Source organism: Xanthomonas sp. (assembly GCF_017163755.1).
GTDB lineage: Bacteria > Pseudomonadota > Gammaproteobacteria > Xanthomonadales > Xanthomonadaceae > Xanthomonas_A.
The window spans coordinates 97,966-123,735 of sequence record NZ_JAFIWC010000004.1 but is presented as its reverse complement, the minus strand read 5'-3'; the positions used below and the strand labels follow the sequence as shown (position 1 = coordinate 123,735).

Annotated in this window: 25 protein-coding genes and 1 pseudogene; 13 read left to right on the top strand and 13 right to left on the bottom strand. The window is 71.6% G+C overall.

The genetic code is table 11. The features are described from left to right. The first annotated feature begins 7 nt into the window (after positions 1-7). Positions 8-445, top strand: coding sequence for a redox-sensitive transcriptional activator SoxR (gene soxR / locus JR065_RS04290; RefSeq protein WP_206232413.1), 438 nt, complete (start codon positions 8-10; stop codon positions 443-445). 43 nt (positions 446-488) lie between these two features. Next, a complete protein-coding gene (locus JR065_RS04285; RefSeq protein WP_206232412.1) occupies positions 489-1,496 on the top strand; it encodes a 2-hydroxyacid dehydrogenase in 1,008 nt (335 codons plus the stop codon). Between the two features lie 12 nt (positions 1,497-1,508). Here the strand turns inward: JR065_RS04285 and JR065_RS04280 are convergent, their stop codons facing one another. The 3 genes from JR065_RS04280 to JR065_RS04270 all read right to left on the bottom strand — a co-directional run bounded on the left by JR065_RS04280 (position 1,509) and on the right by JR065_RS04270 (position 3,648). Further along, entirely contained in the window at positions 1,509-1,961 is a 453-nt protein-coding gene (locus tag JR065_RS04280) for a DUF4426 domain-containing protein (RefSeq protein WP_206232410.1), read from the bottom strand. A 14-nt stretch (positions 1,962-1,975) separates the two neighbouring features. After that, entirely contained in the window at positions 1,976-2,866 is an 891-nt protein-coding gene (gene proC / locus JR065_RS04275) for a pyrroline-5-carboxylate reductase (RefSeq protein WP_206232408.1), read from the bottom strand. A 74-nt stretch (positions 2,867-2,940) separates the two neighbouring features. Further along, positions 2,941-3,648, bottom strand: a complete 708-nt coding sequence (locus tag JR065_RS04270) for a YggS family pyridoxal phosphate-dependent enzyme (protein WP_206232406.1) — start codon at positions 3,646-3,648, stop codon at positions 2,941-2,943. An 86-nt stretch (positions 3,649-3,734) separates the two neighbouring features. Here JR065_RS04270 and JR065_RS04265 point away from each other — a divergent pair, with 86 nt between their 5' ends. The 4 genes from JR065_RS04265 (at position 3,735) to JR065_RS04250 (ending at position 7,614) form a co-directional block, all read left to right on the top strand. Beyond that, complete coding sequence (locus JR065_RS04265) at positions 3,735-4,772, top strand: type IV pilus twitching motility protein PilT (RefSeq protein WP_206232404.1); 1,038 nt, start codon at positions 3,735-3,737, stop codon at positions 4,770-4,772. A 163-nt stretch (positions 4,773-4,935) separates the two neighbouring features. Further along, positions 4,936-6,066 (top strand): PilT/PilU family type 4a pilus ATPase, encoded by a 1,131-nt coding sequence (locus JR065_RS04260; RefSeq protein WP_206232402.1) that lies wholly within the window; start codon positions 4,936-4,938, stop codon positions 6,064-6,066. A 55-nt stretch (positions 6,067-6,121) separates the two neighbouring features. Further along, positions 6,122-6,706 (top strand): hypothetical protein, encoded by a 585-nt coding sequence (locus JR065_RS04255; protein ID WP_206232400.1) that lies wholly within the window; start codon positions 6,122-6,124, stop codon positions 6,704-6,706. Positions 6,707-6,903: 197 nt separating this feature from the next. Next, entirely contained in the window at positions 6,904-7,614 is a 711-nt protein-coding gene (locus JR065_RS04250; RefSeq protein ID WP_206232399.1) for a YitT family protein, read from the top strand. A gap of 10 nt (positions 7,615-7,624) precedes the next feature. On the opposite strand, the gene JR065_RS04245 is transcribed toward JR065_RS04250, so the two are convergent. The 4 genes from JR065_RS04245 to JR065_RS04230 all read right to left on the bottom strand — a co-directional run bounded on the left by JR065_RS04245 (position 7,625) and on the right by JR065_RS04230 (position 12,647). Then, positions 7,625-8,554: a DUF72 domain-containing protein gene (locus JR065_RS04245; protein ID WP_206232397.1), complete on the bottom strand. Its 930-nt coding sequence runs from the start codon at positions 8,552-8,554 to the stop codon at positions 7,625-7,627. 462 nt (positions 8,555-9,016) lie between these two features. After that, positions 9,017-10,291 (bottom strand): hypothetical protein, encoded by a 1,275-nt coding sequence (locus JR065_RS04240; RefSeq protein WP_241093367.1) that lies wholly within the window; start codon positions 10,289-10,291, stop codon positions 9,017-9,019. Continuing rightward, entirely contained in the window at positions 10,288-10,827 is a 540-nt protein-coding gene (locus JR065_RS04235) for a DNA-3-methyladenine glycosylase I (protein ID WP_206232395.1), read from the bottom strand. The genes JR065_RS04240 and JR065_RS04235 overlap by 4 nt, the downstream gene beginning before the upstream one ends. Beyond that, complete coding sequence (locus tag JR065_RS04230; protein ID WP_206232393.1) at positions 10,824-12,647, bottom strand: DUF4153 domain-containing protein; 1,824 nt, start codon at positions 12,645-12,647, stop codon at positions 10,824-10,826. Before JR065_RS04230 ends, JR065_RS04235 begins: the two co-directional genes overlap by 4 nt. Before the next feature lie 75 nt (positions 12,648-12,722). Here JR065_RS04230 and JR065_RS04225 point away from each other — a divergent pair, with 75 nt between their 5' ends. The 7 genes from JR065_RS04225 to JR065_RS04195 all read left to right on the top strand — a co-directional run bounded on the left by JR065_RS04225 (position 12,723) and on the right by JR065_RS04195 (position 19,653). Further along, the gene (locus JR065_RS04225) at positions 12,723-13,289 is read left to right on the top strand and encodes a YqgE/AlgH family protein (RefSeq protein WP_206232391.1); all 567 of its coding nucleotides are present in this window, start codon (positions 12,723-12,725) and stop codon (positions 13,287-13,289) included. Continuing rightward, complete coding sequence (gene ruvX / locus JR065_RS04220; RefSeq protein ID WP_206232389.1) at positions 13,282-13,779, top strand: Holliday junction resolvase RuvX; 498 nt, start codon at positions 13,282-13,284, stop codon at positions 13,777-13,779. Before JR065_RS04225 ends, ruvX begins: the two co-directional genes overlap by 8 nt. A 19-nt stretch (positions 13,780-13,798) precedes the next feature. Continuing rightward, positions 13,799-14,746: an aspartate carbamoyltransferase catalytic subunit gene (locus JR065_RS04215; RefSeq protein WP_206232388.1), complete on the top strand. Its 948-nt coding sequence runs from the start codon at positions 13,799-13,801 to the stop codon at positions 14,744-14,746. Between the two features lie 232 nt (positions 14,747-14,978). Then, positions 14,979-15,842 (top strand): hypothetical protein, encoded by an 864-nt coding sequence (locus JR065_RS04210; protein WP_206232386.1) that lies wholly within the window; start codon positions 14,979-14,981, stop codon positions 15,840-15,842. A gap of 424 nt (positions 15,843-16,266) precedes the next feature. Then, positions 16,267-17,331, top strand: coding sequence for a pectate lyase family protein (locus tag JR065_RS04205; protein WP_206232384.1), 1,065 nt, complete (start codon positions 16,267-16,269; stop codon positions 17,329-17,331). A gap of 236 nt (positions 17,332-17,567) precedes the next feature. Continuing rightward, positions 17,568-18,197, top strand: coding sequence for a LysE family translocator (locus tag JR065_RS04200; RefSeq protein WP_206232382.1), 630 nt, complete (start codon positions 17,568-17,570; stop codon positions 18,195-18,197). Between the two features lie 76 nt (positions 18,198-18,273). Further along, positions 18,274-19,653, top strand: coding sequence for an amino acid permease (locus JR065_RS04195; RefSeq protein WP_206232381.1), 1,380 nt, complete (start codon positions 18,274-18,276; stop codon positions 19,651-19,653). Positions 19,654-19,691: 38 nt separating this feature from the next. On the opposite strand, the gene JR065_RS04190 is transcribed toward JR065_RS04195, so the two are convergent. The 6 genes and pseudogenes from JR065_RS04190 to mgtE form a co-directional block, all read right to left on the bottom strand. Then, a complete protein-coding gene (locus JR065_RS04190; protein ID WP_206232379.1) occupies positions 19,692-20,954 on the bottom strand; it encodes an arsenic transporter in 1,263 nt (420 codons plus the stop codon). A gap of 825 nt (positions 20,955-21,779) precedes the next feature. Beyond that, positions 21,780-21,902: pseudogene (locus JR065_RS21680) on the bottom strand (DUF3817 domain-containing protein); the annotation flags it as partial. A 24-nt stretch (positions 21,903-21,926) separates the two neighbouring features. Then, entirely contained in the window at positions 21,927-22,385 is a 459-nt protein-coding gene (locus JR065_RS04185) for a hypothetical protein (RefSeq protein WP_241093366.1), read from the bottom strand. 115 nt (positions 22,386-22,500) lie between these two features. Then, the gene (locus JR065_RS04180) at positions 22,501-23,232 is read right to left on the bottom strand and encodes a tetratricopeptide repeat protein (protein ID WP_206232376.1); all 732 of its coding nucleotides are present in this window, start codon (positions 23,230-23,232) and stop codon (positions 22,501-22,503) included. Positions 23,233-23,327: 95 nt separating this feature from the next. After that, positions 23,328-24,143: a prolyl oligopeptidase family serine peptidase gene (locus JR065_RS04175; RefSeq protein WP_206232374.1), complete on the bottom strand. Its 816-nt coding sequence runs from the start codon at positions 24,141-24,143 to the stop codon at positions 23,328-23,330. 113 nt (positions 24,144-24,256) lie between these two features. Next, on the bottom strand, positions 24,257-25,615 hold the full coding sequence (gene mgtE / locus JR065_RS04170) for a magnesium transporter (protein ID WP_206232372.1): 1,359 nt from the start codon (positions 25,613-25,615) through the stop codon (positions 24,257-24,259). Positions 25,616-25,770 lie beyond the last annotated feature (155 nt).

Sequence of the window (25,770 nt, the reverse complement as noted above, 5' to 3'; positions counted from 1 at the left end):
TCAACCGATGCGCGAGGAGTTGAGCGTGGGCCAGGTCGCGCAGCGCAGCGGCGTGGCGGTGTCGGCGCTGCATTTCTACGAGAAGAAGGGCCTGATCCGCAGCCTGCGCACCGCCGGCAACCAGCGCCGCTATTCGCGCGACGTGCTGCGCCGGCTGGCGGTGATCCGCGTCGCGCAGCGCGTGGGCGTGCCGCTGGACAGCGTCAAGGCCGCGTTCGCGCAGTTGCCCGATGCGCGCACGCCCACGCGCGGCGAATGGGCGCGCATGTCCGCCGCCTGGCGCGAGGAACTGGACGCGCGCATCGTCCAGCTGAGCCAACTGCGCGACCAGCTCACCGACTGCATCGGCTGCGGCTGCCTGTCGCTGCGCCGCTGCCGCCTGAGCAATCCCGCCGATGCGCTGGGCGCGCAAGGCGAAGGAGCGCGGCGCTGGACATCGCCCTGAGCGGCGCCGATGCTGGGCGCCACGTGACGGCGGAAGCGATGCGATGAAGGTGGCGGTGTACAGCGCGCGGCGCTACGACATGAAACTGCTGGCGCAGGCCAATGCCGCCCATGGCCACGAGCTGGTGTTCGTGCAGGACGCGCTGAGCGCGGCGACGGTACCGCTGGCCGTGGGCTGCGGCGCGGTGTGCGTGTTCGTCAACGACCGGGTCGACGAGGACGTGCTCGCGCCGCTCGCCGCGCTGGGCGTGGGCCTGGTCACCACCCGTTCCACCGGCTTCAACCACATCGACGCGCTCGCCGCGCAGCGCCACGGCATCGCCGCCACGCGGGTCAGCGACTATTCGCCGTATTCGGTGGCCGAATTCGCGGTCGGGCTGCTGATCGCGGTCAACCGCCGCATCGCGCGCGCCAGCCAGCGCACCCGCGACGGCAACTTCGAACTGGACGGGCTGATGGGCTTCGACCTGCATGGGCGCAGCGTCGGGGTGATCGGCACCGGCAAGATCGGCCGCATCTTCGGCCGCATCATGGCCGGCTTCGGCTGCCGCATCCTCGGCTACGATCCGTACCCGCACGCCGAGTTCCAGGCGCAGGGCGGGGCCTATGTGGACCTGCAGACGCTGCTGGCCGAAAGCGACGTGGTCTCGCTGCATTGCCCGCTCACGCCCGCCACCCAGCACCTGATCGACGCGGCCGCGTTGCAGCGGATCAAGCCCGGCGCGCTGCTGGTCAACACCAGCCGCGGCGGCCTGGTCGATACCGAGGCGGCGATCGGCGCGCTCAAGTCCGGGCGCCTGAGCGGGCTGGCGATCGACGTGTACGAACAGGAAGCGGACCTGTTCTTCCAGGATCTTTCGGCCACGGTCATCACCGACGACGTGATCCAGCGCCTGGTGTCGTTCCCCAACGTCATCGTCACCGGCCACCAGGCGTTCTTCACCGAAGAGGCGATCGGCCAGATCATGGCCGCCACCGTGGACAACATCAGCGCGTTCGAACGCGGCGAGCCGTTGCCGAACCGGATCCCGCTGCCGCAGGCGCAGGCCTAGCGGATTTTCCGGCTAGAAGGTGCGGCTGAAGCGCACCGTGCCGGCGCCGTCGGCGCTGCGCACCGCCAGTTCGAAGTTCAGCTGGTCGTGCGCGCTGATGCGCACCGTGCCGACGTGGTCGGTGTAGTCGCCGGTGACCGCGTCGCGCAACGCGATGTGCTGGCGGCGGCCGCTGAGGTCGCTGGCGCTGGCGTCGACGCGGCCGCTGGCCGGCAGTTCGTCGCCGGCCTGCACGCGGCGCAGCGCGACCATCACCAGCGCGGTGTCGGCGGAACGTTCGATGCCGTAGCTGCGCGCCACCGCCTCGCTCATCGCCAGCGTCGGCAGCGCGTTGTAGTGCACGCGCAGCGCGCCGAAATCGGCCTGCGCCGGGGCCGGCGCCAGCGGCGCGGCCGGGCGCGGGGCTTCCTGCGCCGAACAGGCGGCCAGGGCCAGGCACAGCAGGAGGGTGGGCAGGCGACGCATCGGCGGCTCCGGAGTCAGTCGTTGGCGGCGGACAGTTCGCGGCCGCGCTGCGCCGCCGCGGCGACGGCGCGCGCGGTCAGCGCTTCGAAGCCTCCCGCCTGGAAGGTCTCGATCGCCGCCTGGGTGGTGCCGTTGGGCGAGGTCACCCGGCGGCGCAGTTCGGCCGGCGCCTCGCCGGCCTCGGTGAGCATGCGCGCCGCGCCGAGCACGGTCTGCAGCACCAGGGTGCGCGCGGTGTCGGCGGGCAGGCCCTGGACGATGCCGGCCGCCTCCATCGCCTCGGCGAGCAGGAACACGTAGGCCGGGCCGCTGCCGGACACGGCGGTGACCGCGTCGATCAGGCCCTCGTCGTCGACCCAGACGGTGCGGCCGGCGGCGGCCAGCAGCTGCTCGGCCTGGGCGCGTTGCGCGGCGCTGGCGCCGGCGCTGGCGAACAGGCCGGTGACGCCGGCGCCGAGCAGCGCCGGGGTGTTGGGCATCGCCCGGATCACCGCGCAGTTCCCGCCGAGCCAGCGGTCCAGCTGCGGCACGGTGATGCCGGCGGCGATCGACAGCACCAGCGGCGGCCGCGCCTGCGCCAGCGCGCCCAGGTCGGCGCAGACGCTGCGCATCACCTGCGGCTTGACCGCGAACACCCACACCGCCGCGCCCTGGGCCGCATGCGCCGCCTCGGCGAACGCGCTGATGCCGTACTCGGCCTGCAGCGCCTCGCGCAGCGCCGGCACCGGCTCGGCGACGCGGATCGACGCCGGCGGCGTGCCCTTGGCGACCAGCCCGGCGATCAGGCTGCGCGCCATGTTGCCGCCGCCGATGAAGGCGATCGCAAGGCCGGGACTCGGGACTGGGGACTCGGGACTCGGAGGGCCGGGACTCGGGACTCGGGACTCGGGACTCGGAGAGGTCATGGCGGTCGGCCGTTGCGGGGGAAGGAAAGTGTAAAGATAGCAACTGTGCAGGTCGCGGACGCCCAGGCCCGCTTTTACCGAGTCCCGAGTCCCGAGTCCCGAGTCCCGGCCGCATCGCGGCTTCCGAACAACGCCGTACCGATCCGCACCATCGTCGCGCCCTCGGCGATGGCCGCGGCGAAGTCTCCGCTCATGCCCATCGACAGGGTGTCGGCGCCGGGATGCTGCGCGGCCAGGCGCTCCAGCAGTGCGCGCATGCGCTGGAACGCGGCGCGGCGAAGCGCCGGGTCCGGGAACGGCGCCGGGATCGCCATCAGCCCGCGCAGCTTCAGCGCCGGCTGCGCGGCGACGGCCGCGGCCAGCGCGTCCACGTCCTGCGGCGCGCAGCCGTGCTTGCTGGCCTCGTCGTCGATGTTCACTTGGATCAACACGTTCAGCGGCGGGCGCGGCGGCGCGCGGTGGCGCGCCAGCGCGGCGACCAGCTTGGGCCGGTCCACGGTCTGCACCCAGTCGAACAGGTTCGCCGCCGCCTCGGCCTTGTTCGACTGCAGGTGGCCGATCAGATGCCATTGCAGTCCCAATGCCGCCAGTTCGGCGATCTTCGGCGCCGCCTCCTGCACGTAGTTCTCGCCGAACGCGCGCTGCCCCTGCGCGGCCAGCGCGGCGATCGCCGCCGCCGGCTGGGTCTTGGACACGGCCAGCAACTGCGCCGGCGCGCGCCCGGCGGCGCTGGCGGCGCGGTCCATGTCCAGGCGGATCTGTTGCAGCGGAGAGAGCGTCACGGCGGGCTTCTGGCAGGGGGGAAGGGCGTTATACTGCCGCCCGGGGCATCATCCTTCCAGTCGCAGCCTAAGGGGAAAAGCAGCGTATGGATATCGCTGAACTATTGGCGTTTTCGGTCAAGAACAAGGCGTCCGACCTGCACCTGTCGGCCGGCCTGCCGCCGATGATCCGGGTCGATGGCGACGTGCGCCGCATCAACATCCCGGCGCTGGACCACAAGCAGGTGCACGCGCTGGTGTACGACATCATGTCGGACAAGCAGCGCCGCGACTACGAGGAATTCCTCGAGGTCGACTTCTCGTTCGAAATCCCCAGCCTGGCGCGCTTCCGCGTCAACGCGTTCAACCAGAACCGCGGCGCCGGCGCGGTGTTCCGCACCATCCCCTCGGAAGTGCTGACGCTGGAAGACTTGGGCTGCCCGCCGATCTTCCGCCAGCTGATCGACCAGCCGCAGGGCCTGATCCTGGTCACCGGGCCGACCGGCTCGGGCAAGTCGACCACGCTGGCCGGCATGATCGACTACATCAACAAGAACGAATACGGCCACATCCTCACCGTCGAGGATCCGATCGAATTCGTGCACACCTCGCAGAAGTGCCTGATCAACCAGCGCGAAGTGCACCGCGACACGCACGGCTTCAACGAGGCGCTGCGCTCGGCGCTGCGCGAGGACCCGGACATCATCCTGGTCGGCGAGTTGCGCGACCTGGAAACCATCCGCCTGGCGCTGACCGCCGCGGAAACCGGCCACCTGGTGTTCGGCACCCTGCACACCAGCTCGGCGGCCAAGACCATCGACCGCATCATCGACGTGTTCCCGGCCGGCGAAAAGCCGATGGTGCGCTCGATGCTGTCCGAATCGCTGCGCGCGGTGATCTCGCAGGCGCTGCTGAAGAAGGTCGGCGGCGGCCGCACCGCGGCGTGGGAGATCATGGTCGGCACCCCGGCAATCCGCAACCTGATCCGCGAGGACAAGGTGGCGCAGATGTACTCGGCGATCCAGACCGGCCAGCAGAACGGCATGCAGACCCTGGACCAGCACCTGCAAGACCTGGTCAAGCGCAGCCTGATCACCCGCCAGCAGGCGCGCGAGTACGCCAAGGACAAGCGGGTCTTCGAGTGAAGCCGGGACCGGGGACCAGGGACCGGGGACCCGGGAAGAACAACAGCGACGCTACGTGATTTTCCACATGAGTGGGCCGCGCACGGCCTGGGACAACGGGAACGGAGTCAGCGGTGGCTGATCCCGGTCCCCGGTCCCCGGTCCCCGGTCCCGGAGCCTGCAAATGAGCACCATCGACTTCACCTCGTTCCTGAAACTGATGGCGCACCAGAAGGCGTCGGACCTGTTCATCACCTCGGGCATGCCGCCGGCGATCAAGGTGCACGGCAAGATCACGCCGATCACGCAGACGCCGCTGACCGCGCAGCAGAGCCGCGACCTGGTGCTGAACGTGATGACCCCGGCGCAGCGCGAGGAGTTCGAGAAGACCCACGAGTGCAACTTCGCCATCGGCGTGGCCGGGGTCGGGCGCTTCCGCGTCAGCTGCTTCTACCAGCGCAACCAGGTCGGCATGGTGCTGCGCCGGATCGAGACCCGCATCCCCACCGTCGACGAGCTGAACCTGCCGCCGGTGATCAAGACCCTGGCGATGACCAAGCGCGGCATCATCATCTTCGTCGGCGCCACCGGCACCGGCAAGTCGACCTCGCTGGCGGCGATGATCGGCTACCGCAACCAGAACTCCACCGGGCACATCATCACCATCGAGGACCCGATCGAGTTCGTGCACAAGCACGAGGGCTGCATCATCACCCAGCGCGAGGTCGGCATCGACACCGACAGCTGGGAGAACGCGCTGAAGAACACCCTGCGCCAGGCGCCGGACGTGATCATGATCGGCGAGGTACGCACCCGCGAAGGCATGGACCACGCCATCTCCTTCGCCGAGACCGGCCATCTGGTGCTGTGCACGCTGCACGCCAACAACGCCAACCAGGCGATGGACCGCATCATCAACTTCTTCCCCGAGGACCGCCGCGGCCAGCTGCTGATGGACCTGTCGCTGAACCTGCGCGGCGTGGTCGCCCAGCAGCTGATCCCCACGCCCGACGGCAAGGGCCGGCGCGTGGCGATGGAGATCATGCTCGGCACGCCGCTGGTGCAGGACTACATCCGCGAAGGCGAGATCCACAAGCTCAAGGACGTGATGAAGGAATCCACCAACCTGGGCATGAAGACCTTCGACCAGAGCCTGTTCGAGCTGTACCAGGCCGGCGAGATCAGCTACGAGGACGCGCTGCGCCATGCCGACTCGCAGAACGAGGTGCGCCTGCGCATCAAGCTGGCCCAGGGCGGCGACGCGCGCACCCTGGCGCAGGGCATGGACGGGGTGGAGATCGCCGAGGTCCGCTGAGCAGTTCCGCGCCACTACCACCACCACCGCCGTTCGTCACCGACAGGAGTCATGCATGGAAATGGAATCCCACAACCCGTATCAGGCCCCCGCCGCGGCCATCGCCGACAGCGTCGCGGCGCCGGTGCCGGCGGCAGCGCGGGTATCCGGCAACGCGCATGCCGAGCTGCTGTTCGCCCCGTCCGGGGTGAAGCTCATCGTGATGTCGCTGTGCACCCTCAACCTGTATGCGGTGTACTGGTTCTATCGCAACTGGAAGGCGATCAGGATCGCCGACGGCGCGAACCTGATGCCGTTCTGGCGCGCGTTCTTCTCCCCGCTGTGGGCATACAGCTGCTTCAAGCGGCTGCGCGAGCTGGCGCAGACGCGCCGGCGCCAGCTGGCGTTCTCGCCCGGCACGCTGGCGTTGGCGTTCTTCCTGCTCAACGTGGTTTCGCGCGCGCCGGTGCCGTACGCGTTGTTGAGCTTCCTGTCGTTCATGCCGCTGCTGCCGGTCAATTCGCTGGTGCGCGACTTCCGGCGCGCCGAAGGCGCCGACCACGAGCGCGACGACCGCTTCGGCGTGGCCAACTGGCTGGCCATCGTGCTGGGCGGCGGGATCGTCCTGCTCGCCCTGTTCGGGCTCATGCTGGAGGGGTAGCCGGCGCTCGGGCGGCGGTCGCTGCAACGCCGACCACGGTAGCCACAGCAACGGCAACACATCCCAGGCGCCGAGGTGGCCGTGCGCGCGGTGGCGACGGCGAAACCCGTGCCGGCTCCGCGCCGGATCGGCGAAATCGCAGGCGCGCGCGGGCGCGATCGTGTCTAATACCGCGCCCCGCTTGCGATGCCGCCGCCGTGACCGCCCCCGACGCCGATCTGCACAACGAGAACGAAGCCGACGACGGCTCGGTGGTCACCGCCGGGCCGCTGACGCCGCCACCGGATTCGGCCGGCACCGCGCAGGACGCGCGGGCGCTGCGGCATACCGTGGCCGAGGACGTCCAGGGCATGGTCCTGGCCACGCTGGTGGCGTCGCTGGGCCTGGCGGTGTTCGCCTACGGCGGGCTGATGATCGGCGGCATGGCCGGGGTGGCGTTCCTGCTGCACTACGCGCTGGGCTGGAATTTCGGGCTGATGTTCGTGCTGGTGAACCTGCCGTTCTACTGGCTGTCGGTGCGGCGCATGGGCTGGGAGTTCACCCTGAAGACCTTCGCCGCGGTCGCCGCCTGCGGCGTGCTGACCGACCTGCTGCCGCGCTGGGCGCAGTACGCGTCGATGACGCCGCTGTACTCGGCGCTGGTCGGCGGCTCGCTGGTGGGGCTGGCGATTCTGTTCTTCATCCGCCACCGCGCCAGCCTCGGCGGCGTGGGTATCCTGGCGGTGTACCTGCAGCGCAGCCGCGGCTGGAGCGCAGGCAAGGTGCAGATGGGCTTCGACAGCGCGCTGATGCTCGCCGCGTGCTTCGTGCTGGCGCCGCAGAAGGTGCTGTATTCGGCGATCGGCGCGGTGATGCTGAGCCTGGTGCTGATGTTCAACCACCGCTCTGGGCGCTACATGGGCGTGTGAGCCGCGCCGCTCATTCTTCCTCGCCGCTGCCGGCGCCAGCATCGCCGCCCTGGCCGCGAGGCGGGCACGGCGTCGGCAGGCCGAGCCGGTGCGCCAGGCTGCGCGCGTCGAACGGCGCGTGCACCTTCATGTCGTTGTCGAAATAGCAGTACACGTCGCGCCGCGCGCGCCGCGGCGCGGCCGGGCCCACGCGCTGTGCGGCCCGCGGCTCGCCGCCTGCGTGCCAGGCATCGATGCGTGCGGCCCAGCTGTCCAGCGCGGCGTCGCCGTAGCCGCTGGCGTACAGCTGCGCGTCGCCGTGCAGGCGCAGGTACAGGAAATCGGCCGTCACGTCTTCCAGGTAGGGCCACTTGCCCGCGGTGTCGGCCTGCACCAGCGCCACGCGGTGGCGGCGCAGCAGCGCGATCGCCTCGGGCGAGGCGAAGCTGTCGTGGCGCACTTCCAGCGCATGGCGCAGGCGCCGGTTGCGGTCGATCCGCAGCCGGCTGCGGCCTTGCATGCGTTCGGCGTCGCAGCGTTCGGCCAGCGCCAGCGCCGCCTGGCTGCTGTGCGGCAGTTGCCCGAGGAAGTGGTCGAGCAGGTCGTGGTCGAACTTCAGCGACGGCGGCAGCTGCCACAGCAACGGACCGAGCTTGGGGCCGAGCGCGAGCAGGCCGGAGGCGAAGAAGTTCGCCAGCGGCTGCTCGCAATCGCGCAGGCGCTTGAGGTGGGTGATGAAGCGCGGGCCCTTGACCGCGAACACGAAGCCGCGCGGAGTCACGTCGTGCCACTGCGCGTAGCTTTCCGGGCGCTGCAGCGAGTAGAACGAGCCGTTGAGCTCGACCGTGCGGAAGCAGCGCGAGGCGTATTCCAGCTCGCGCCGCTGCGCCAAGCCCTTCGGGTAGAACTCGCCTCGCCAGCGCGGGTAGCGCCAGCCGGAGATGCCGATGCGCACTGTCATGCGGCCACGATGCCGGCCACGGCGTGGTGGTGTTGTGCAGGGCGTGCGCAGGCGGGGTGTAGGGACTCGGGACCGGGGACCGGGGACCCGGGACTCGAAGGCGCGGCTGCGATGTTGGAGTGCTTTGACGCATCGGCGCGCCCGTCGGTGGGTCTGCCGCCTGCAGCTGGTCCTTGATCCCTGGCTCTGCTTTGCCAGGTCTCCATTGTCGCCTGGATGCCGTCCCACTCGATGCGAATGCGGCCAGGTCCGGTTGCACGCGCCGGTCGGCGAGCAGGGACTTCAACTCAGTTCGTAGCTGGTCGGCATCGAGGCGTCCACCTTGGGCCTATGCCCGGAAGCGCCGCGTTCGGCCCGCTTGGTTGCGGTGGCCGAGGGGCCAACCGGCGCGGACGTGCGCGACGTGGCGGCGGCTCGCTGCGACCGCGCGCCAGCGGCCCAGGCTGGGGCCAGGGCCGGGCGTCACTGCTCGGCCGGCGGCGTGGCGACGATCGCCACGCCGTCGCGCTCGCGCCTGGAGCGCAGCGGCAGCTCGAACGCCTGCTGGCCGGGACCGTCGTAGGCCCACAGCACGCAACAGGTGTCGTAGGACGTGGTGTAGCTGCTGCGGAACGCGACGATGCTGGCGCCGTAGCAGCCGTGCCGGGTGCGCAGGCGCAGGTCGGCGACGTAGTCGAAGGTGTAGTGCCCGGCATCGCGCCACGGCCAGCGCTCACGCTCCTCCGCATCGTCGACGGCGGCCGGCGCCGGGCAGCGCGCAGCCGGGTCGGGCCGCCGCTGGCGGCCCTGCGCATCGAACTCCAGCGCCTGCAACTGCTGCTGCAGCGCCTGGCGCAGCGACGGATCCTGCGCCAGCAGGCGCGCGGCGGCCTGCGCCTGCGGCTCATCCTGGCTGCCGTCCTGCGGCGCATCGGCCAGCGTATGCCGATGGCGATAGCGCACCTGCAGCGCGTTCGGCCAGACGCGTTCGGCGGCGATCGCCGACAACGGCCTCGACAGGGTCAACGTATCCTGGAAATAGTCGCCGTCACGGTAGGCCGCATAACTGCGCCCGTCGATGCGCAGCCAGTACAGCGCCTGGTCGCCGCCGCGCCCGTTGATGCTGAACACGCCGGGCAACCCGGCGTCGGCCGGCGCTTCGGCGTCCGTCGCGCTGAAGCCGTGCGCCGGGTCGCGCCGGTACACCGCGATCTCGGTGAACAGCCCGGTGCCGCCCACGTAGGTGTCGGTGACCAGGTCGCGTTGCCCGTCCTCGTCCAGGTCGATCAGGGTGTGTTCGCGGCTGCCGCTTTCCGGCGGGTCGTCCTGCGCGCGTGCCGGTTCGGCCCAGTAGCGCTGCAACGCGCGCCATTCCCCGTCGGAGACGCCGGCCGGCCGGGTCGGCGCGGGTGCCGGCGCGTCGTCGTCGCGATCTGCGGATTCGACGGAGAAACTCGTGCCGGTGCGGTCGGCGTGGCGCTCGAGCACGGTGTCGATCGGGGTGGGATTGGAGGCCGGCTCGGCGGCGATCTCGCTGCGCAGCCGCTCCAGGACCTGGGCCATCGCCGAGGCGCCCGCCGGGTCCGCGCCGGTCGCGGCCGGCGCGGCTGCGGCGGGCAGGCAGGCCGCGGCCACCCACAGCAGTGCCGCCGCGCGCGATCGTGCCGCGGCCGGCCGCCTGCGCACGCTGCCGGACACCCCCGCTGCGGGGGCGATGGCCGGCGCGATGCGCTGCAGGCGCGGCGCGGCGGCGGTCATGCGCCGCGCATCCAGGCCGGGTCGAGCCGGGCGATGCGCGCGTACGCCGGGCAATCGGCATGATGCGCACCGGGCAAGTAGCCCAGGCTCATCAGGAACTCGCCGGTGATCTCGCCGCCGGTGAAGCGGAAGGTGCGCTTGAACAGCTTGATCCAGTCGGCCTTGTCGCGCGGATGGTGCGCGTCCAGCCACGCGGCGAAACCGCCGTGCGATTCGCGCAGCCCGCCGATCACCTGCGCGTTGTGGATCGCCGCGTGCACCTTGAGCCGGTTGCGGATGATGCCCGGGTCGGCGAGCAGGCGCAGCACGTCGGCCTCGCCGTACGCGGCCACGCGGTCCACGTCGAACCCGGAGTAGGCGGCGCGGAAGCCATCGCGCTTCTTCAGGATGATCTCCCAGCTCAGCCCGGCCTGGTTGATCTCCAGCACCAGGCGCTCGAACAGTTCGCGTTCCTCGCGCTGCGGGTACCCGTATTCGTGGTCGTGGTAGTGGCCATGCACCGGATGCCCCGGGGCGATGCTGCAGTAGGCGCTCATGGTTGTCTCGAAGGATTGCGGTCGCTGTAGGCAGGATCCACTTCCATCAGCGCGCCGGGCAATTGCAGGTTCGGCCAGCGCGGCCGCCGCGGCTGCCACTGGCCGTTGCGCACCGCTTCGCGCAGCTCGTCCTGGCTGTGATCGGCACCTAACAGCACGGACGTGGTGGCGGCGAAGTACCAGCCCCTGGCATCGCGCGCGTACAGCCTGCAGTCGATGCCGTAGCGCTGGCCGACGTCGCACAGCAGCACGTCGGGCTGGCCGTCGGCGTCGAGGTCGCCGGCGCTGACCACGCATTCGCTGTCCGGCTGCAGGCAGCGCTCGTCGTCGAGCGTGCCGGCGGCCAGGGCCGCCCACCAGTCCGGACCCGGTGCGGGATGGCCGTTCGCCAGCGGCACCTGCGCGCGGATCCGGGCCGGATCGCGCAGCCGGCTGCGGCGCAGGTCCTCGTCGGAGCGTTGTTCGCCGAAGCGGCTGGTCAGCGCCAGCACCCGTTCGAGCCTGCGCTTGCGCTGCGCGTCGGCGACGAAGGCCGGGTCGCTGCGCAGCGACTGCAAGGCGCGGTAGCCGCGGCGGCCGTTGTCGAAGCGCAGGAACTCCAGGTCGGCCTCGTCGGCGGCGACGGTGCCGTCGGCCAGCCGCTGCATCTGGCTGTTCACCACGATGCGGTAGGGATCGAGCAGCGGCGTGTTGACCAGCACCGCCAAGCCGATCAGCGCCCACGACAGCGCCTTGTTGCTGCCGGCCAGGTGCGGCAGCCAGCGCTGCGGGTCCGCGCGCGAGGCCCGCAGCACCGCCAGCGCGTAGCCGAACGCGTAGGCCAGCGCCAGCGCGGCCAGCAGCGCGCCCCAGAACCGGTCGCTGGTCCAGCCGTACTGGGCGACGCGCAATCCCATCGCGTAGGCGGCCAACCCCGCGTACAACGGCAGGCTCAGCAGCCCGGCTTCGACGATGCGCCGCAGCCAGCGCGGATACGGCGGCAGCGCGCCGCCGTCCTGGTACACCGCGTTGGCGAAGCCCACCAGCAGGAACACCACGCTCAGCAGGATCGCTGCCGCCGAACGCGTCTGCCACAGCGCCTGCAGGCCGGTGAACGGCAGCGTCAGCAGGAACAGCAGCGCGATGCAGGCCAGCAGCGGCAGCAGGCCGGTGCAGATCGCGAACAGGATCTGCCGCATCACCTGCACCGCGCGGTGCTGGGTGCGCCCGATCAGGATCCCCAGCCCGACCATGATGCCGGTGGCCAGGTAGACGAAGGCGTCCTCGCGGAACAGTTCCCGGAACAGCATGATCTTGACCAGCGCGAACAGGCTGGCCCACAGCGTCAGCACCGCCCAGCACACGCCGACGAACAGCAGCGCCAGCGCCAGTGTCAGCGCGTTCTGCCAGGCGTGCTCGAACAGCGCGCGATAGGCCGCGCGCCAGCGCCCCTGCGCCTGCCGGTGCTGCAGCCAGGGCAGGGCGACGAACAGGCCCATCGCCACGGTGACGCCGAACGGCCCGAGCACCTTGCCGCTGCGCAGGCCCGGCGCGCCGGTGGCGCTCCACGCGGCCCACGCGGCGAGCGCGGCGAACAGCGCGCCGACCGCGGCCACGTGCTGCCACAGGCGCCGGTCGCGCAGCTGCTGCACGCTCAACAGCAGCATGCTCGGCACGGTCATGACCAGGGTGTACCAGCACACCCGCCCGCCCAGTTCGGCGAACGGCCACAGATGGCGCTCGGCGCCCAGCTGCGCCAGGTACAACAGCCCGCCCTGCAGCAGGGCCACCAGGACGATGAACGCGCGGGTCTGGCGCGGCAGCGGCGAGTCGGCGGTCATGGCATCCGTCCTTGGGCAAAGCGCGATTATGGCAGCTCGCCAGCGCGGGCCGGGGAGGGACGATAGAATGGGGCCATGTCCGCTCTGCCCACGCCCCTGGCCAACCAACTCCTGATCGCGCTGCCGGCGCTGTCCGATCCCAATTTCGCGCGCAGCGTCGCGCTGATCTGCCAGCACGACGAGAACGGCGCGATGGGGGTGCTGGTCAACCGCGCCTCCGAGTACACGCTGGGCGAAGTGTTGGCGCAGATGGGCATCGATACCGTCGATGAGTCGCTGCGCGAGCAGGTGGTGCTCAGCGGCGGGCCGGTGCATCCGGAGCGCGGCTTCGTGATCCACGACGGCGACCGCGGCTGGGATTCGAGCCTGGCGTTCGGCGACGGCCTGTTCCTGACCACCTCGCGCGACGTGCTCGAGGCGATGGCGCGCGGCGACGGCCCGCGCCATGCCGTGGTCGCCCTGGGCTGCGCCGGCTGGGGCGCCGGCCAGCTCGAGTTCGAACTGGGCGAGAACAGCTGGCTGACCGCGCCGGCCGATGCCGAACTGCTGTTCGAGCTGCCGCTGGAGCGGCGCTGGCAGACCGCCGCCGGGCGCATCGGCGTGGACCTGTTCCGGCTCACCGACTACAGCGGGCATGCCTGAGTCCGGTGCGCCCGCGTCCGGCACCGACGCGCCCGGCGCGATCCGCCGCGACGGCACCGTGCTCGGTTTCGACGTCGGCAACCGCCGCATCGGCGTGGCGGTGGGCAGCAGCTTCGGCAGCGGCGCGCGCGCGCTGGCGGTGGTCGACGTGCATCCGCAGGGCCCGGACTGGCCGGCGCTGGACCGCCTGCACGCCGAGTGGCGCCCGCACGGCCTGGTGGTCGGCGACCCGCTGACCCTGGACGGCGCCGACCAGCCCAACCGCAAGCGCGCCCATGCCTTCGCCCGCGAACTCGGCGCCCGCTACAAGCTGCCGGTGGTGCTGGTCGACGAGCGTTCCAGCTCGGTGGAGGCCGCCAAGCGCTTCGCCGTGGACCGCGCCCAAGGCCGCAAGCGCCGCCGCGACGCCGCCGCGCTGGACGCGGTGGCCGCCGCGGTGATCATCGAGCGCTGGCTGGCCGCGCCCGACGACGCCACCCCGATTTCCTGATTCCCTCCCGGACCACGCCATGACCGCCACGCAACTCGATTCGAACGGGCGCCTGCGCCACCTGCTGACCCTGGAAGGCCTGCCGCGCGCGACCCTGCTGCAACTGCTGGACCGCGCCGGGCAGATCCGCGACGCGGCGGTGGGCCGGGTCGGCAAGCGCAACGTGCTGGCCGGCACCGCGGTGTGCACGCTGTTCTTCGAGCCGTCCACGCGCACCCGCAGCTCGTTCCAGCTGGCCGCGCAACGGCTCGGCGCGGACGTGCTGAACTTCGACGCGTCGACCTCGTCCACGCGCAAGGGCGAGACCGCGCGCGACACGCTGAAGAACCTGGAAGCGATGGGCGTGCGCGGCTTCGTCGTGCGCCATCCGGAGGACGGCGCGGTCGAGCGCCTGGCCGAGGCCGCCGGCGAGGGCACCGCGCTGATCAACGCCGGCGACGGCCGCAGCGCGCATCCCACCCAGGGTCTGCTCGACATGCTGACCCTGCGCCACGCCAAGGGCGGCGACTTCTCCAAGCTCAAGCTGGTCATCGTCGGCGACGTCAAGCACTCGCGCGTGGCGCGTTCGGACCTGCATGCGCTGCGCACGCTGGGCGCCGGCGAAGTGCGCGTGTGCGGGCCGCAGGCGCTGCTGCCCGACGACGACACCCTGGCCGGGTGCGTGGTCGGCGACGACTTCGACGCCATGCTCGAGGGCGTGGACGCGGTGATGATGCTGCGCCTGCAGCGCGAGCGCATGGAAGAGGGCCTGGTGGCGTCGCTGGAGGGCTACCACGCGCAGTACGGCCTCACCGCCGAGCGCCTGCGCCGCGCCGCGCCGGAGGCGGTGGTGCTGCATCCGGGCCCGATCAACCGCGGCGTGGAGATCACCGACGAAGTGGCCGACGGCCCGCAGTCGTGCGTGCTGCGCCAGGTCGCCAACGGCGTGGCGGTGCGCATGGCGGTGCTGGAGACGCTGCTCGGCTGAGCCGCGCTGCGCCGACCGGACCGGCGCCAGCTCGGTCTCATCGATCGCCTGCGCCGCGCCGCGCGATCCGGCAGCCCGGGCCGCATCGCGCCGAAGACGGTCGCGCCGGCATCGGCGCGGTGCGCTCGGGCGCGACGTCGCCCCGGCCGCTCCTGCCGTGCAGGCGCTTGCGTCCCCGTGCAGGCGCGGCGATAGTGCCGCGCCGCGTGCGCCCGCATGCAGGAGAAGGATCGTGCCACCCATTGCCAGCGCCACGCCGTTGCGCGTCGCGCGCCGCGCCGTTGCGCGCGCGGCCCCCTCCCTGCGCGGACGCCTGCCGCAGCGCTGGCATGCAGGCGCGTACAGCGCCCTCGCGCTGTGCCTGTTGGCCGCCGCGCCGCTCGCCGATGCCTGGCACCCGCAGTACCCGCCCTGGGCGGGTACTGCGGGCGCGGCATGCACCGTCGCGGCGCTGCAGCCGGCCGCTGGCGGCGAACGGGCCTGGGATGGGGTCACCTCGTACCGCCACGCCGGCTTGCGCCTGCAGCTCGATTTCACCGACATGCCGGCGCTGCAGCTGTTCGATGCGCACGACCGCGCGCTGACCGCGCCGGTCGCCCTGGGCGGCGCGCAGATGGGCTTCCATGGCGTGGAGGCGGTGGACCTCAACGGCGACCGGCGGCCGGACTTCATCGTCACCCTCGGCAGCGGCGGGGTCGGCCTGGCCGGCGGCAATGCCTGGCGCCGGGTGCTGCTGTCCGATGGCAGCGGCTATCGCTCGATCGAGGTGGAGACGCACGAGCCCACCGCCGACGATTACCGCGTGCTGCCGCATCGCGCCGGCTGCGGACTGCTGCAGCTGGTGCCGGTGTGGGGCGACGCCTCGTCGACCCGCGACCGCAAGCCGCACCTGTTCTGGGTCTACCGCATGCTGCGCTTCGAGCGTGGCCGCGCCGCCTATGCCGACGCGCAGCTGCCGGGCTTGCCCAAGTGGATCCTGTACACCGCGCGGCCGCACAACAGCCGCGCCAGCGGCCTGCTCGGCCCGGCGCAGAAGCGCCAGCTGTGGTCGGCGCGCGAGCACGGCAGGATCACGCCGGCGCCGGTGGACCCGTAGCGGCGGGTGCAGTGCCTGTGCGTGGCTGCGCTGCGGTGTGCTGCACGCGCAGCATCGACGCCGCGCACGCTGCGGCGGCAATGACGCGCGGCTGTCCCGGCCGTGCCTGCGCCACGCACGCCCAACGCGCGCGATGGCGGCCGAGGCACGGCTGCCGCACGCGTCCGGCCGATGCGCTGCGATCGAAGCGATACGCCCGCGCGCGGCTGTCTGCGGCTGTCGTTGTCTGTCCCCGGCTGTCCGTTCGTGTCCGTTTTTCGTGTCCCGCGCGCCGATCGTAGGATCGGATCTAGCTTCCGGATTTCGTCGATTGCGTCGCCGCACGGCGCGGGCGAAGACTGCGCCCGGCCCCCACGCCCCCGTGCGTTCGCCAGCGCCTTTCGCGCGGCGCGACGCGCCTTTCGCTGCAAGATGGGAGAGTCCGATGAAGATCCAGCCCGTTACAGGCATGCTCGCCTTGGCCGCGTTGTGCTGTGCCGCTCCGGCCATCGCCGGCCCGGTCGGCTACGGCGCCGCCACCACCGGCGGCGGCAACGCCATCCCGGTCAATGTCGCCACGATGGACGCGATGCAGGCGGCGATCGACAACTACTCCGGCACCGGCGGCCTGGTGCTGAACTACACCGGCCAGTTCAACTTCGCCAGCATCGGCAATGTCTGCGCGCAGTGGCAATTGCCGGCCAGGACCGTGCAGATCAAGAACAAGAGCAACATCACCATCCAGGGCGCCCACGGTTCGTCGGCGAACTTCGGCCTGTGGGTGGTGGGCAACGCGCACAACATCATCATCCGCAACATGACCATCGGCCTGCTTCCCGGCGGCGAGGGTGCGGACTCGATCTCGCTGGAGGGCAACTCCACCGGCGAGCCGTCGAACATCTGGGTCGACCACAACACGCTGTTCGCGTCGCTGACCAAGTGCGCAGGCGCCGGCGATGCGTCGTTCGACGGCGGCATCGACATGAAGAAGGGCGTCCATCACGTCACCGTGTCGTACAACTACGTGCACGACTACCAGAAGGTGGCGCTCAACGGCTACAGCGACAACGACACCAAGAACGCCGCCGCCCGCACCACGTACCACCACAACCGCTTCGAGAACGTGGAGTCGCGCCTGCCGCTGCAGCGCCGCGGCCTGAGCCACATCTACAACAACTACTTCAACAACGTGCTCACCTCCGGCATCAACGTGCGCATGGGCGGCGTGGCGCTGATCGAAGCCAACTACTTCGAGAACGTAAAAAACCCGGTGACCTCGCGCGACAGCACCGCGATCGGCTACTGGGACCTGATCAACAACCACGTCGGCGGCGGCATCACCTGGAGCGTGCCCGAGAGCACCAGCAAGCCCTACGCCAACGCGACCACCTGGATCTCGTCGAAGGCGTTCCCGGAACCGCTCGGCTACCTGTACACCGCGATCCCGGCGGCGCAGGTCAAGGCCAAGGTGATCGCCACGGCAGGGGCGGGGACCCATCTGGCGGAGTAGCCGAACGGCTGGACGCGCCCGCTGGGCAGGCTCGGCGGATCCGGGGCCGGTCCGCGCGGACGCACGGGGTTGGTCGCTGCATGGCGATGCGACCGTCCGCGTCCGCCATCCGCGGCGAGGCTGCGCGGCGCAGGCCGCGCAGTGGGCCGGCGGCCGCCGGCTGGCGGGCAGGGATCCGTCGGCGACGGCGCTATGCTGTGGCGGTCTGTCCCATCGCGCGTCGGCGGCGCATGCCCATGAGCCTGCATACCTGGTGGTTGTTCTTCGCGACGGTGTTCGTGCTCTCCGGCACGCCCGGGCCGAACATGCTGCACGTGATGACGCGCAGCGTGAGCTACGGCGTGAGGCGCAGCGTGGCGGCGATGGCCGGTTGCCTGGTCGCCGTGGTGCTGGTGCTGGCCGCGTCCGCCGCCGGGCTCGGTGCGTTGCTGGCGACCTCGCCGCGGCTGTTCGAAGCGCTGCGCTACGTGGGCGTGGCCTACCTCATCTGGCTGGGGATCAAGGCCTGGCGCAACCACGAGGCGCCGCTGGACGTGGGCGCGGCGGCGCTGGCGCCGGCGGTGTCGCGCGCGCGGCTGTTTCGCGGCGGGCTGCTGATCGGGCTGAGCAATCCCAAGCTGCTGCTGTTCGCGGCGGCGTTCCTGCCGCAGTTCGTCGACCCGGCGCTGCCGCAGTGGCCGCAGTTCGCGCTGCTGGTGGCGACCTTCGCGCTGTGCGAGCTGTTCTGGTATGCGATGTACGGACTGGGCGGGCACCGGCTGCGCGTCTACCTGGCGCGTCCGGCGCTGCGGCGGCTGTTCGACCGCCTCACCGGGGCGATCTTCGTCGGCTTCGGGGTGCTGCTGCTGCGCTTCCGCCCGCACTAGCGGCGGGCCGGACCGGCAGCGCACGCCGCGCGCCGACGCGGTATCGTGTCGCGTTCTCCGACTGCCGACCCTGCCGATGTCGCCAACGCCCGTGCCCCTCGAAGTGAGCCGTTCCTCCTCGCCGCAGCTGGGGCATGCGCTCAAGCCGCGCCAGCTGATCATGATGGGCCTGGGCAGCGCGATCGGCGCCGGGCTGTTCCTGGGCTCGGGCGTGGGGGTGCAGGCGGCCGGCCCGGCGGTGCTGATCTCCTACCTGGTGGCCGGCGCGCTGGTGATCATCGTGATGAACGCGCTGGGCGAGATGGCCGCGGCCAAGCCGGCCAGCGGCGCGTTCTCGGTGTACGCCGCCGATGCGATGGGCGCCACCGCCGGGGCGACGGTGGGATGGCTGTGGTGGCTGCAACTGGTGGTCGTGATCGCCGCCGAGGCGGTGGGCGCGGCCGGCCTGCTGGCCACGGTCTGGCCGGCGTTGCCGGTGCCGCTGACCGCGGTCGTGTTCATGGCCGCGTTCACCGCGATCAACCTGCTCGGCGTGCGCAGCTTCGGCGAATTCGAATTCTGGTTCGCGATCCTCAAGGTGGTGGCGATCGTCGCCTTCATCCTGATCGGGGTGGCGCTGCTGGCCGGCTGGCTGCCGGGCGTGGCCTCGCCGGGGCTGTCCAATTTCACCGGCAACGGCGGTTTCGCGCCCAAGGGCATCGCCGGGATCGGCGCGGCGCTGCTGGTGGTGGTGTTCGCCTTCGGCGGCACCGAGATCGTGGCGGTGGCGGCGGCCGAGACCGCCGACCCGGAGCGCAGCATCGCGCGCGCGATCCGCACCGTGGCCTGGCGCATCCTGGTGTTCTACATCGGCTCGCTGAGCGTGATCATCGCGGTGGTGCCGTGGCAGAGCCAAGCGCTGAGCTCGCCGTTCGCCGCGGTGCTGCAGGCGGCCAGCATCCCCGGCGCGGCCACCGGCATCACCCTGATCGCGGTGATCGCGCTGTTGTCGGCGCTCAACGCCAATCTCTACGGCGCCTCGCGGATGATCTTTTCGCTGGGCCAGCGTGGCGAGGCGCCGCGCGCGCTGGGCCTGACCAACCGCCGCCAGGTGCCGGTGCCGGCGGTGCTGGCCAGCGTGCTGTTCGGTTTCGTCGCCGCGGTGCTGGAGCTGGTCTATCCCGGCCGCGTGCTGCCGGTGCTGCTGAACGTGGTCGGCGCCACCTGCCTGCTGGTGTGGACGATCTCGCTGTTGTCGCAGCTGATCCTGCGCGCGCGCGCCGATCGCGCCGGCACGCCGCTGCCGTTCCGCATGCGCGGCTACCCGGTGCTGACCGTGCTGGCGCTGGCGATCCTGGTGCTGATCTTCGGCCTGCTGGTGTCCTCGGCCGATACGCGCACGCAGTTCCTGTCGATGGCCGCGCTGACCGCGGCGATCGCGCTGGTCAGCGGCGTGGCGCGGCGGCTGCGCGGGTAGGGCAGGGCGCTGCGCTCCTACACAGGCGCGGTGGCGGCTCAGCCCAGCAGCAGGCGCGCGCCCAGCGCCGCCAGCAGCGCCGGCGGCATCACCACCAGGCCGATCTTCAGGAAACGCCAGAAGCCCACGTCCTCGCCTTCGCGGCGGATCGCGGTCAGCCACAGGATGGTGGCCAGCGAGCCGGTGATCGACAGGTTCGGGCCCAGGTCCACGCCGATCAGCAGCGCGTCGACCACCAGTTGCGGCGGATGCGCCTGGGCGATCGTGGTGCTGGCGATCAGCCCGGCCGGCAGGTTGTTGGTCAGGTTGGTCCCGAACGCCAGCAGCGTGCCGGCGAGGGCGGCGGTGGCCTGCGGCGAATGGCCGGCGGCGTCGGCCAGCCAGCGCGCGAGCATGCCGATCACCCCGGTGCGCGCCAGCGCCTCGACCAGCACGAACAGCCCGCCCACCAGCGGCAGCACCGTCCACGACACCGCCCTGGCCAACGGCAGCGGCGATTGCCGGCCGCCCACGCATACCGCCGCCAGCGTAGCCAGGCCGGCCAGGCAGGTGGGCAGGCCCAGGTCCAGGCCCAGCGCGGAGACGCCGACCAGCAGCGCCGCGGTGGCGAGGATGCCGGCCAGCGCGAAGGCGCCGCCGCGGCCGAGCGGTACCGCGTCCACGCGCTCGGCGCAGCGCCCGGCCAGGTCCTTGCGCTCGGCCCAGCGCAGCATGACGAAGGTGACGCCGATGGCCAGCAGCGACGGCAGCGCGAACGCGGCCAACCACGCGCCCAGCGTCGGCATCGTGCCGCCGTACAGCACCAGGTTGGCGGGGTTGGAGATCGGCAGCACGAAGCTGGCGGCATTGGCGATCAGCGCGCAGGCGAACAGCAGCGGCAGCGGCTTGGCCCGGGCCTTGCGCGCGGCGGCATAGACCGCCGGGGTCAGCACCACCGCGGTGGCGTCGTTGGACAGGAACGCGGTGACCACGACGCCGACCGCGAACACCAGCGCGAACAGGCGCCGCGGCGAGCCCTTGGCCAGGTTCACCGCATGCATCGCCACCCAGTCGAACAGGCCTTCGGCGCGCGCGGTCTCCGACAGCAGCATCATCCCGATCAGGAACAGGTAGACGTCGTGGCCCTTCAGCACCGCCTGCCAGGCCTCGGTGCCCGGCATCAGGCCGAGCGCCATCAGCAGCAGCGCGCCGGCCACCGCCCACAGCGCCTCGGGCAGCTTGAACGGCCGCGCGATCACCCCGGCGGTGGCCAGCGCGCAGATGCTCCAGATGGCGAGGTTCGCCGCGTGCGCGCCTGGCATCGTCTAGGTGGCCGCGCGCCGCGGCACGCCGGCGCCACGCGGCGCGGCATTCGCTGCACGCGCGCGATGGAACTCGAGCGTCGGCGCGAAGGTGCCGCGGCCATCGCCGGCGCGCGCGTGCGCGGTGCTCGCGCCGCATGCCGTCAGGCCGCTGATCCGGGCCGGACGTGGTGATCTCGCCGCAGGAAAGAAGTGCATGGGCAGCGTGCGGTCCGCGCAGCGGCGGCGTCTGGAAAGACGCAAGAATACCAAGCCGGTCGCGCCGGCGAGACACCGACGGGCACGCGCGAGGAGGCGCTGTCGGAGGCCGGGCCCGCATGCGGCATCGAGCGGTGCCGGCGATGGGCCAGGCGCTGCGGCCGGTCATTGCGCCTGCCAAGAAGGGCCGCACGCCCGGGCGTGCGCTTCGGCTCCGATCCCTCCGGTGGCGGGCGTGGCCACGTGCCCGGGCCAGGCCGGGCCGGCCGGGCCTGGAGCGGTTCTCCGCGTGCTGGCCGCGGACGAATCGATGCGTCGTTTCCACAGACGCTTCGGGATGCGGCTGGATGCATCGCGGGAGGGGCTTCAGTCCCGAAGCGTGCGAGGCGATGGAGCATTCCGTTGCGTCCCGTCGCGACCGAAGCCGTTCCCGCAGGAGCCGCTTCGGACGGCGTCGGTGTACCGCTGGGTGCACCGCAGTGCCGTGGCCGCGATCGGACGGCGCTGCGCGCGACCCACCCCTGTAGGAGCGGCTTCAGCCGCGACCGGCGCTACCGAGGATGCCGGTCGCGGCTGAAGCCGCTCCTACAGGAAGCAGCGAGGCCGGCGTGCGCTATCGCCCTACAGCCATGCCCACCACGGCCAGCGCAGGCGCACGGCGGCCATCACACGGGCGACCACGTAGACCAGGAACGCCACCCCGGCGGCGGCGAACAGGCGGCCGACAGGCGAGAGGGGACGGGAACGCACGTAGGGCTTCGGCCCGGCGACGCCTTAGCCCGGCTGTTTCGGCACATGCGTGGCCAGCCAGCGCTCCACGAACGCGGCCGGCGTCGTGCGTGGCGGCAGCGGCAGGCCCGCGCTGCGCACGAACCCGGCCGCCGCCTGCGCCAAGGCCTGTTTCGCGCGCCGCGCCGCCTGCTGCGCGGCGGCCTGCCGCTGCCGCAGCTGCACGAGGTGCAGCGACGGGCGCCCCGGCGGCGCGAACTTCTGGTCGCGGCGCAGCGCGTCTTCGGACAGCGTGGTGGCCTGCGCGGCCAGCTGCATCGCCTGCCTGGCCTTGAGCAGCTGCAACAGCCAGCGGCCGGTTTCGGTGAGTTCGCGCGGCGCACCGGCGCCGGCGCCCGACGCGCGGCTCAGCAACGACGCCGGCGCGCTGCCGGCGAGCGTGGCGATGGTTTCGTCGCAGCTTTCGAGCCGCGCGATCAGGTCCGTGTCGATAGGAGCGGTCATGGGCATGCCTGGCGAAAACGCGACTGTACCCAGGTTGCGCAGCAGGCGCGCGGCGGACGGCATGCAGGCGGGCGCAAGCGGGACGCCGCGTCGGCCGCCGATGCGTGCGGCCGGGTCACGGCTGCTTGTCCCGCGCTTCCAGCCGGGCGATGTAGTCCAGTTCGTGGAGCGCGGTGCGGTTGCCCGGTTCAAGCTGCAGCGAGCGCTGGAAGCTGGCGCGGGCGCCGGCAAGGTCCTGCTGGTCGATCAGCATCGAGCCGATGCCGCGCAGCGCCAGGGGCTGCACCGCTCGCGCGAGCGGATAGGTCTCGCTCAGCTGCAGCGCGTGCCGATAGCTGGCGATGGCCTCGTCGGTACGGCCCAGCTTGGCCAGCACGTAGCCGCGCTCGGTGTAGGCGGGGGCGAAGTACGGCCCCAGCGCGATCGCCTGCTCCAGCCAGTCCAGCGCCTGCGGCCACTGCTGCTTCGCCGCGGCGGCATAGCCGCGCATCTGCAACGCGGTGACGCAACTGACGTCGATCCATTCGGTGGGCTGGCCATCGGCATGCGCGGCAAGATAGTCCTCGTACTCCCGGGTGTCGGCCACGCTGACCGCGCGCAGGCCCGGCCGCTGGTGCGCGCGGCAGTAGCTGGTTACGCGGTCCAGCAGCCGCGCGTCGTCGCCCTGGCCCTTGTCCAGCCGGACCAGCAGCTCGACCAGCTCCTTGCGGTACTCGTGGCCCGGACGCTTGGCCGCGGCACCGGCCAGATAGCTGCCCACCTGCGCGCTGGTCGCTTGCGCCAGCAACCCCGACAGCAGCAGCGCGCCGACGCGCGCCGCGGCCTTCCATCGCGTATTCCCGTGCATGCGCTTCCCCCGATGCAACGACCTGCGCGCATCATTTGGCCGATCGGCGGCGGGCTGTCAAGCCGGGCGCGGCGAACGCCGGCAGCGCAAGCGGCTCAGTTCTGGCCGGAGGCGGCGGCGGGCGCGCGCTTCTGCGCGAACAGCCACTGCCACATCTGCGGGTCGCGGTAGGTGGCGTCCCAGGCGTTGTGGTTGCCGTCGGGATACTCGGTGTAGCGGATATCGGCGCGCAGTTGCTTGAACGCGCGGTAGATCTTGCGGTCGTCGTGCGGCAGCACCACGTCGTCCTTCGCGCCATGGAACATCCACACCGGCACGTGCTGCAGCCGCTGCGCCAGCGCGCCGTAGGGGTCGGGCAGGTCGGCCACCGGCGTCACCACCAGGTATTCGCGGTCCTCGCGCGGCGACAGGATCGCGCCGCACACCGGCACCAGCGCGGCGAAGCGCTGCGGTTGCAGCAGCGCGATCTCCCAGGTGCCGTAGCCGCCCATCGACATGCCGGTGAGATAGGTGCGCTGCGCGTCGCCGCCGAATTCGGCGCTGGCCGCGTCCAGCGCCTGCAGCGCCACCGTCGCGTTGCTGCCGTTCCATTCCTGGTCCTCCGGCACCTGCGGCATCACCACCAGCGCCGGGAAGTCGGCCAGATGGCGGCGCAGGTACGGCCCCAGCCCGGCGCCGGCCTGCTGCGCGCCGTCGCTGCCGCGTTCGCCCGAACCGTGCAGGAACAGCACCACCGGCAGCGGCCGCTGGCGATGCGCCGGCGCCGGCACGAACACCTGGTAGCGGTACACGCGCCCGTCGAGGATGAGCTGGCGGGCGACGAAGTGGCCGCTGGCCGGATCGCGGGGCAGGCTGGCGCAGCCAAGCATCGATGCGCAGAGCAGCAGCATCAGCAACGAACGCAGGAACATGGGCGACCCTCGGTCTCGGGGGCCCCAGTATCGGCCGGCGCACGCCGGTCCGGCACCTTGCAGCGCGGGATCGGCCGCGGTCCGGACATGCGCCAGTCAGCCTCGCCGCGCGCCTACAGCAGCACCAGCGTGGCCAGCCCGAGGAAGCTGAGGAAGCCCATCACGTCGGTCAGCGTGGTCAGGATCACCCCGCCGGCCAGCGCCGGGTCGAACCCGAGCCGCTTCAGGGTCAGCGGCACCAGCACGCCGCCGAGCGCGGCGGTGAGCAGGTTGATGGTCAGCGCCGAGCCGATCACCAGCGACAGCAGCGGCTGGCCGAACCACAGCAGCACGATCAGGCCCAGGCCGATGCCCAGCGCCAGGCCATTGATCAGCGCCACCGCCAGTTCCTTGCGCAGCAGCACGGTGACGTTGGACGCGCCGATCTGGCCCAACGCCAGGCCGCGCACCATCAGCGCCAGCACCTGGGTGCCGGCATTGCCGCCCATGCCGGCGACGATCGGCATCAGCGCGGCCAATGCCACCAGCTTGGAGATGGTGCCCTCGAACTGGCTGACCACGCTGGAGGCGATGAACGCGGTGCCCAGGTTGATGGTCAGCCACAGCAGGCGGCGCCGGAACGCGCGCCGCACCGGGCTGAACATGTCCTCGTCCTCGTCCAGGCCGGCGGCGCTGAACGCCTGGTGCTCGGCCTGCTCGCGGATGATGTCGACCACGTCGTCGATGGTGATGCGGCCGAGCAGGATGTTGTTGTCGTCCACCACCGGCGCGGAGATCCAGTCGTGGTCGGAGAACTGGCGCGCCACTTCGTCGGCGCCTTCGCCCACGTCGATGGCCGGCTGCTGGTCGTCGATCAGCCGGTTGATCGGGGTGGAATCCTCGTGCGTCACCAGCGCGGCCAGCGACACGCGGCCCAGGTACTGGTGGCGGCGGCTGACCACGAACAGGTGGTCGGTGTGGTCGGGCAGCTCGCCGCGCAGGCGCAGGTAGCGCAGCACCACGTCGACGTTGACGTCGGCGCGCACGGTGACCACGTCCGGGTTCATCAAGCGGCCGGCGCTGTCCTCGGGATAGGACAGCACCTGCTCCAGGCGTTCGCGGTTCTCGCGGTCCATCGACCGCAGCACCTCGTCGATGACCGTGTCGGGCAGGTCCTCGACCAGGTTGGCCAGGTCGTCGATGTCCAGGTCTTCGACCGCGGCGATGATCTCGTCCGGGTCCATGTCCGCGAGCAGGCTCTCGCGCACCTCGTCGCCGACGTGGACCAGCACCTCGCCGTCGTCTTCCGGGTCGACCAGGCCCCACACCACCACGCGCTTGCCCGGCGGCAGCGACTCGAGCAGGTTGCCGATCTCCGCCGGCGCCAGCGTGTTGACCAGGCGCCGCACCGGGCCCAGGCGCCCGCTGTCCAGCGCGTCGGACAGCAAACGCAGCTGTCGCGCGGTCTTGTCGTGGCGGACGGCATCGGCCATGCGCTGCTCCCAGAAGTAGAGGGCCGCGCTCCGAAGGCTCGCGGTCGGTCAGATGTTCATCGCGACATTATCGCCTGCATGTTGCGGGAAGCACAGCGGCGATGGAGCCGGGACTGGGGACCAGGGACCGGGGACCCGGAAGAGCAAAAGCAAAA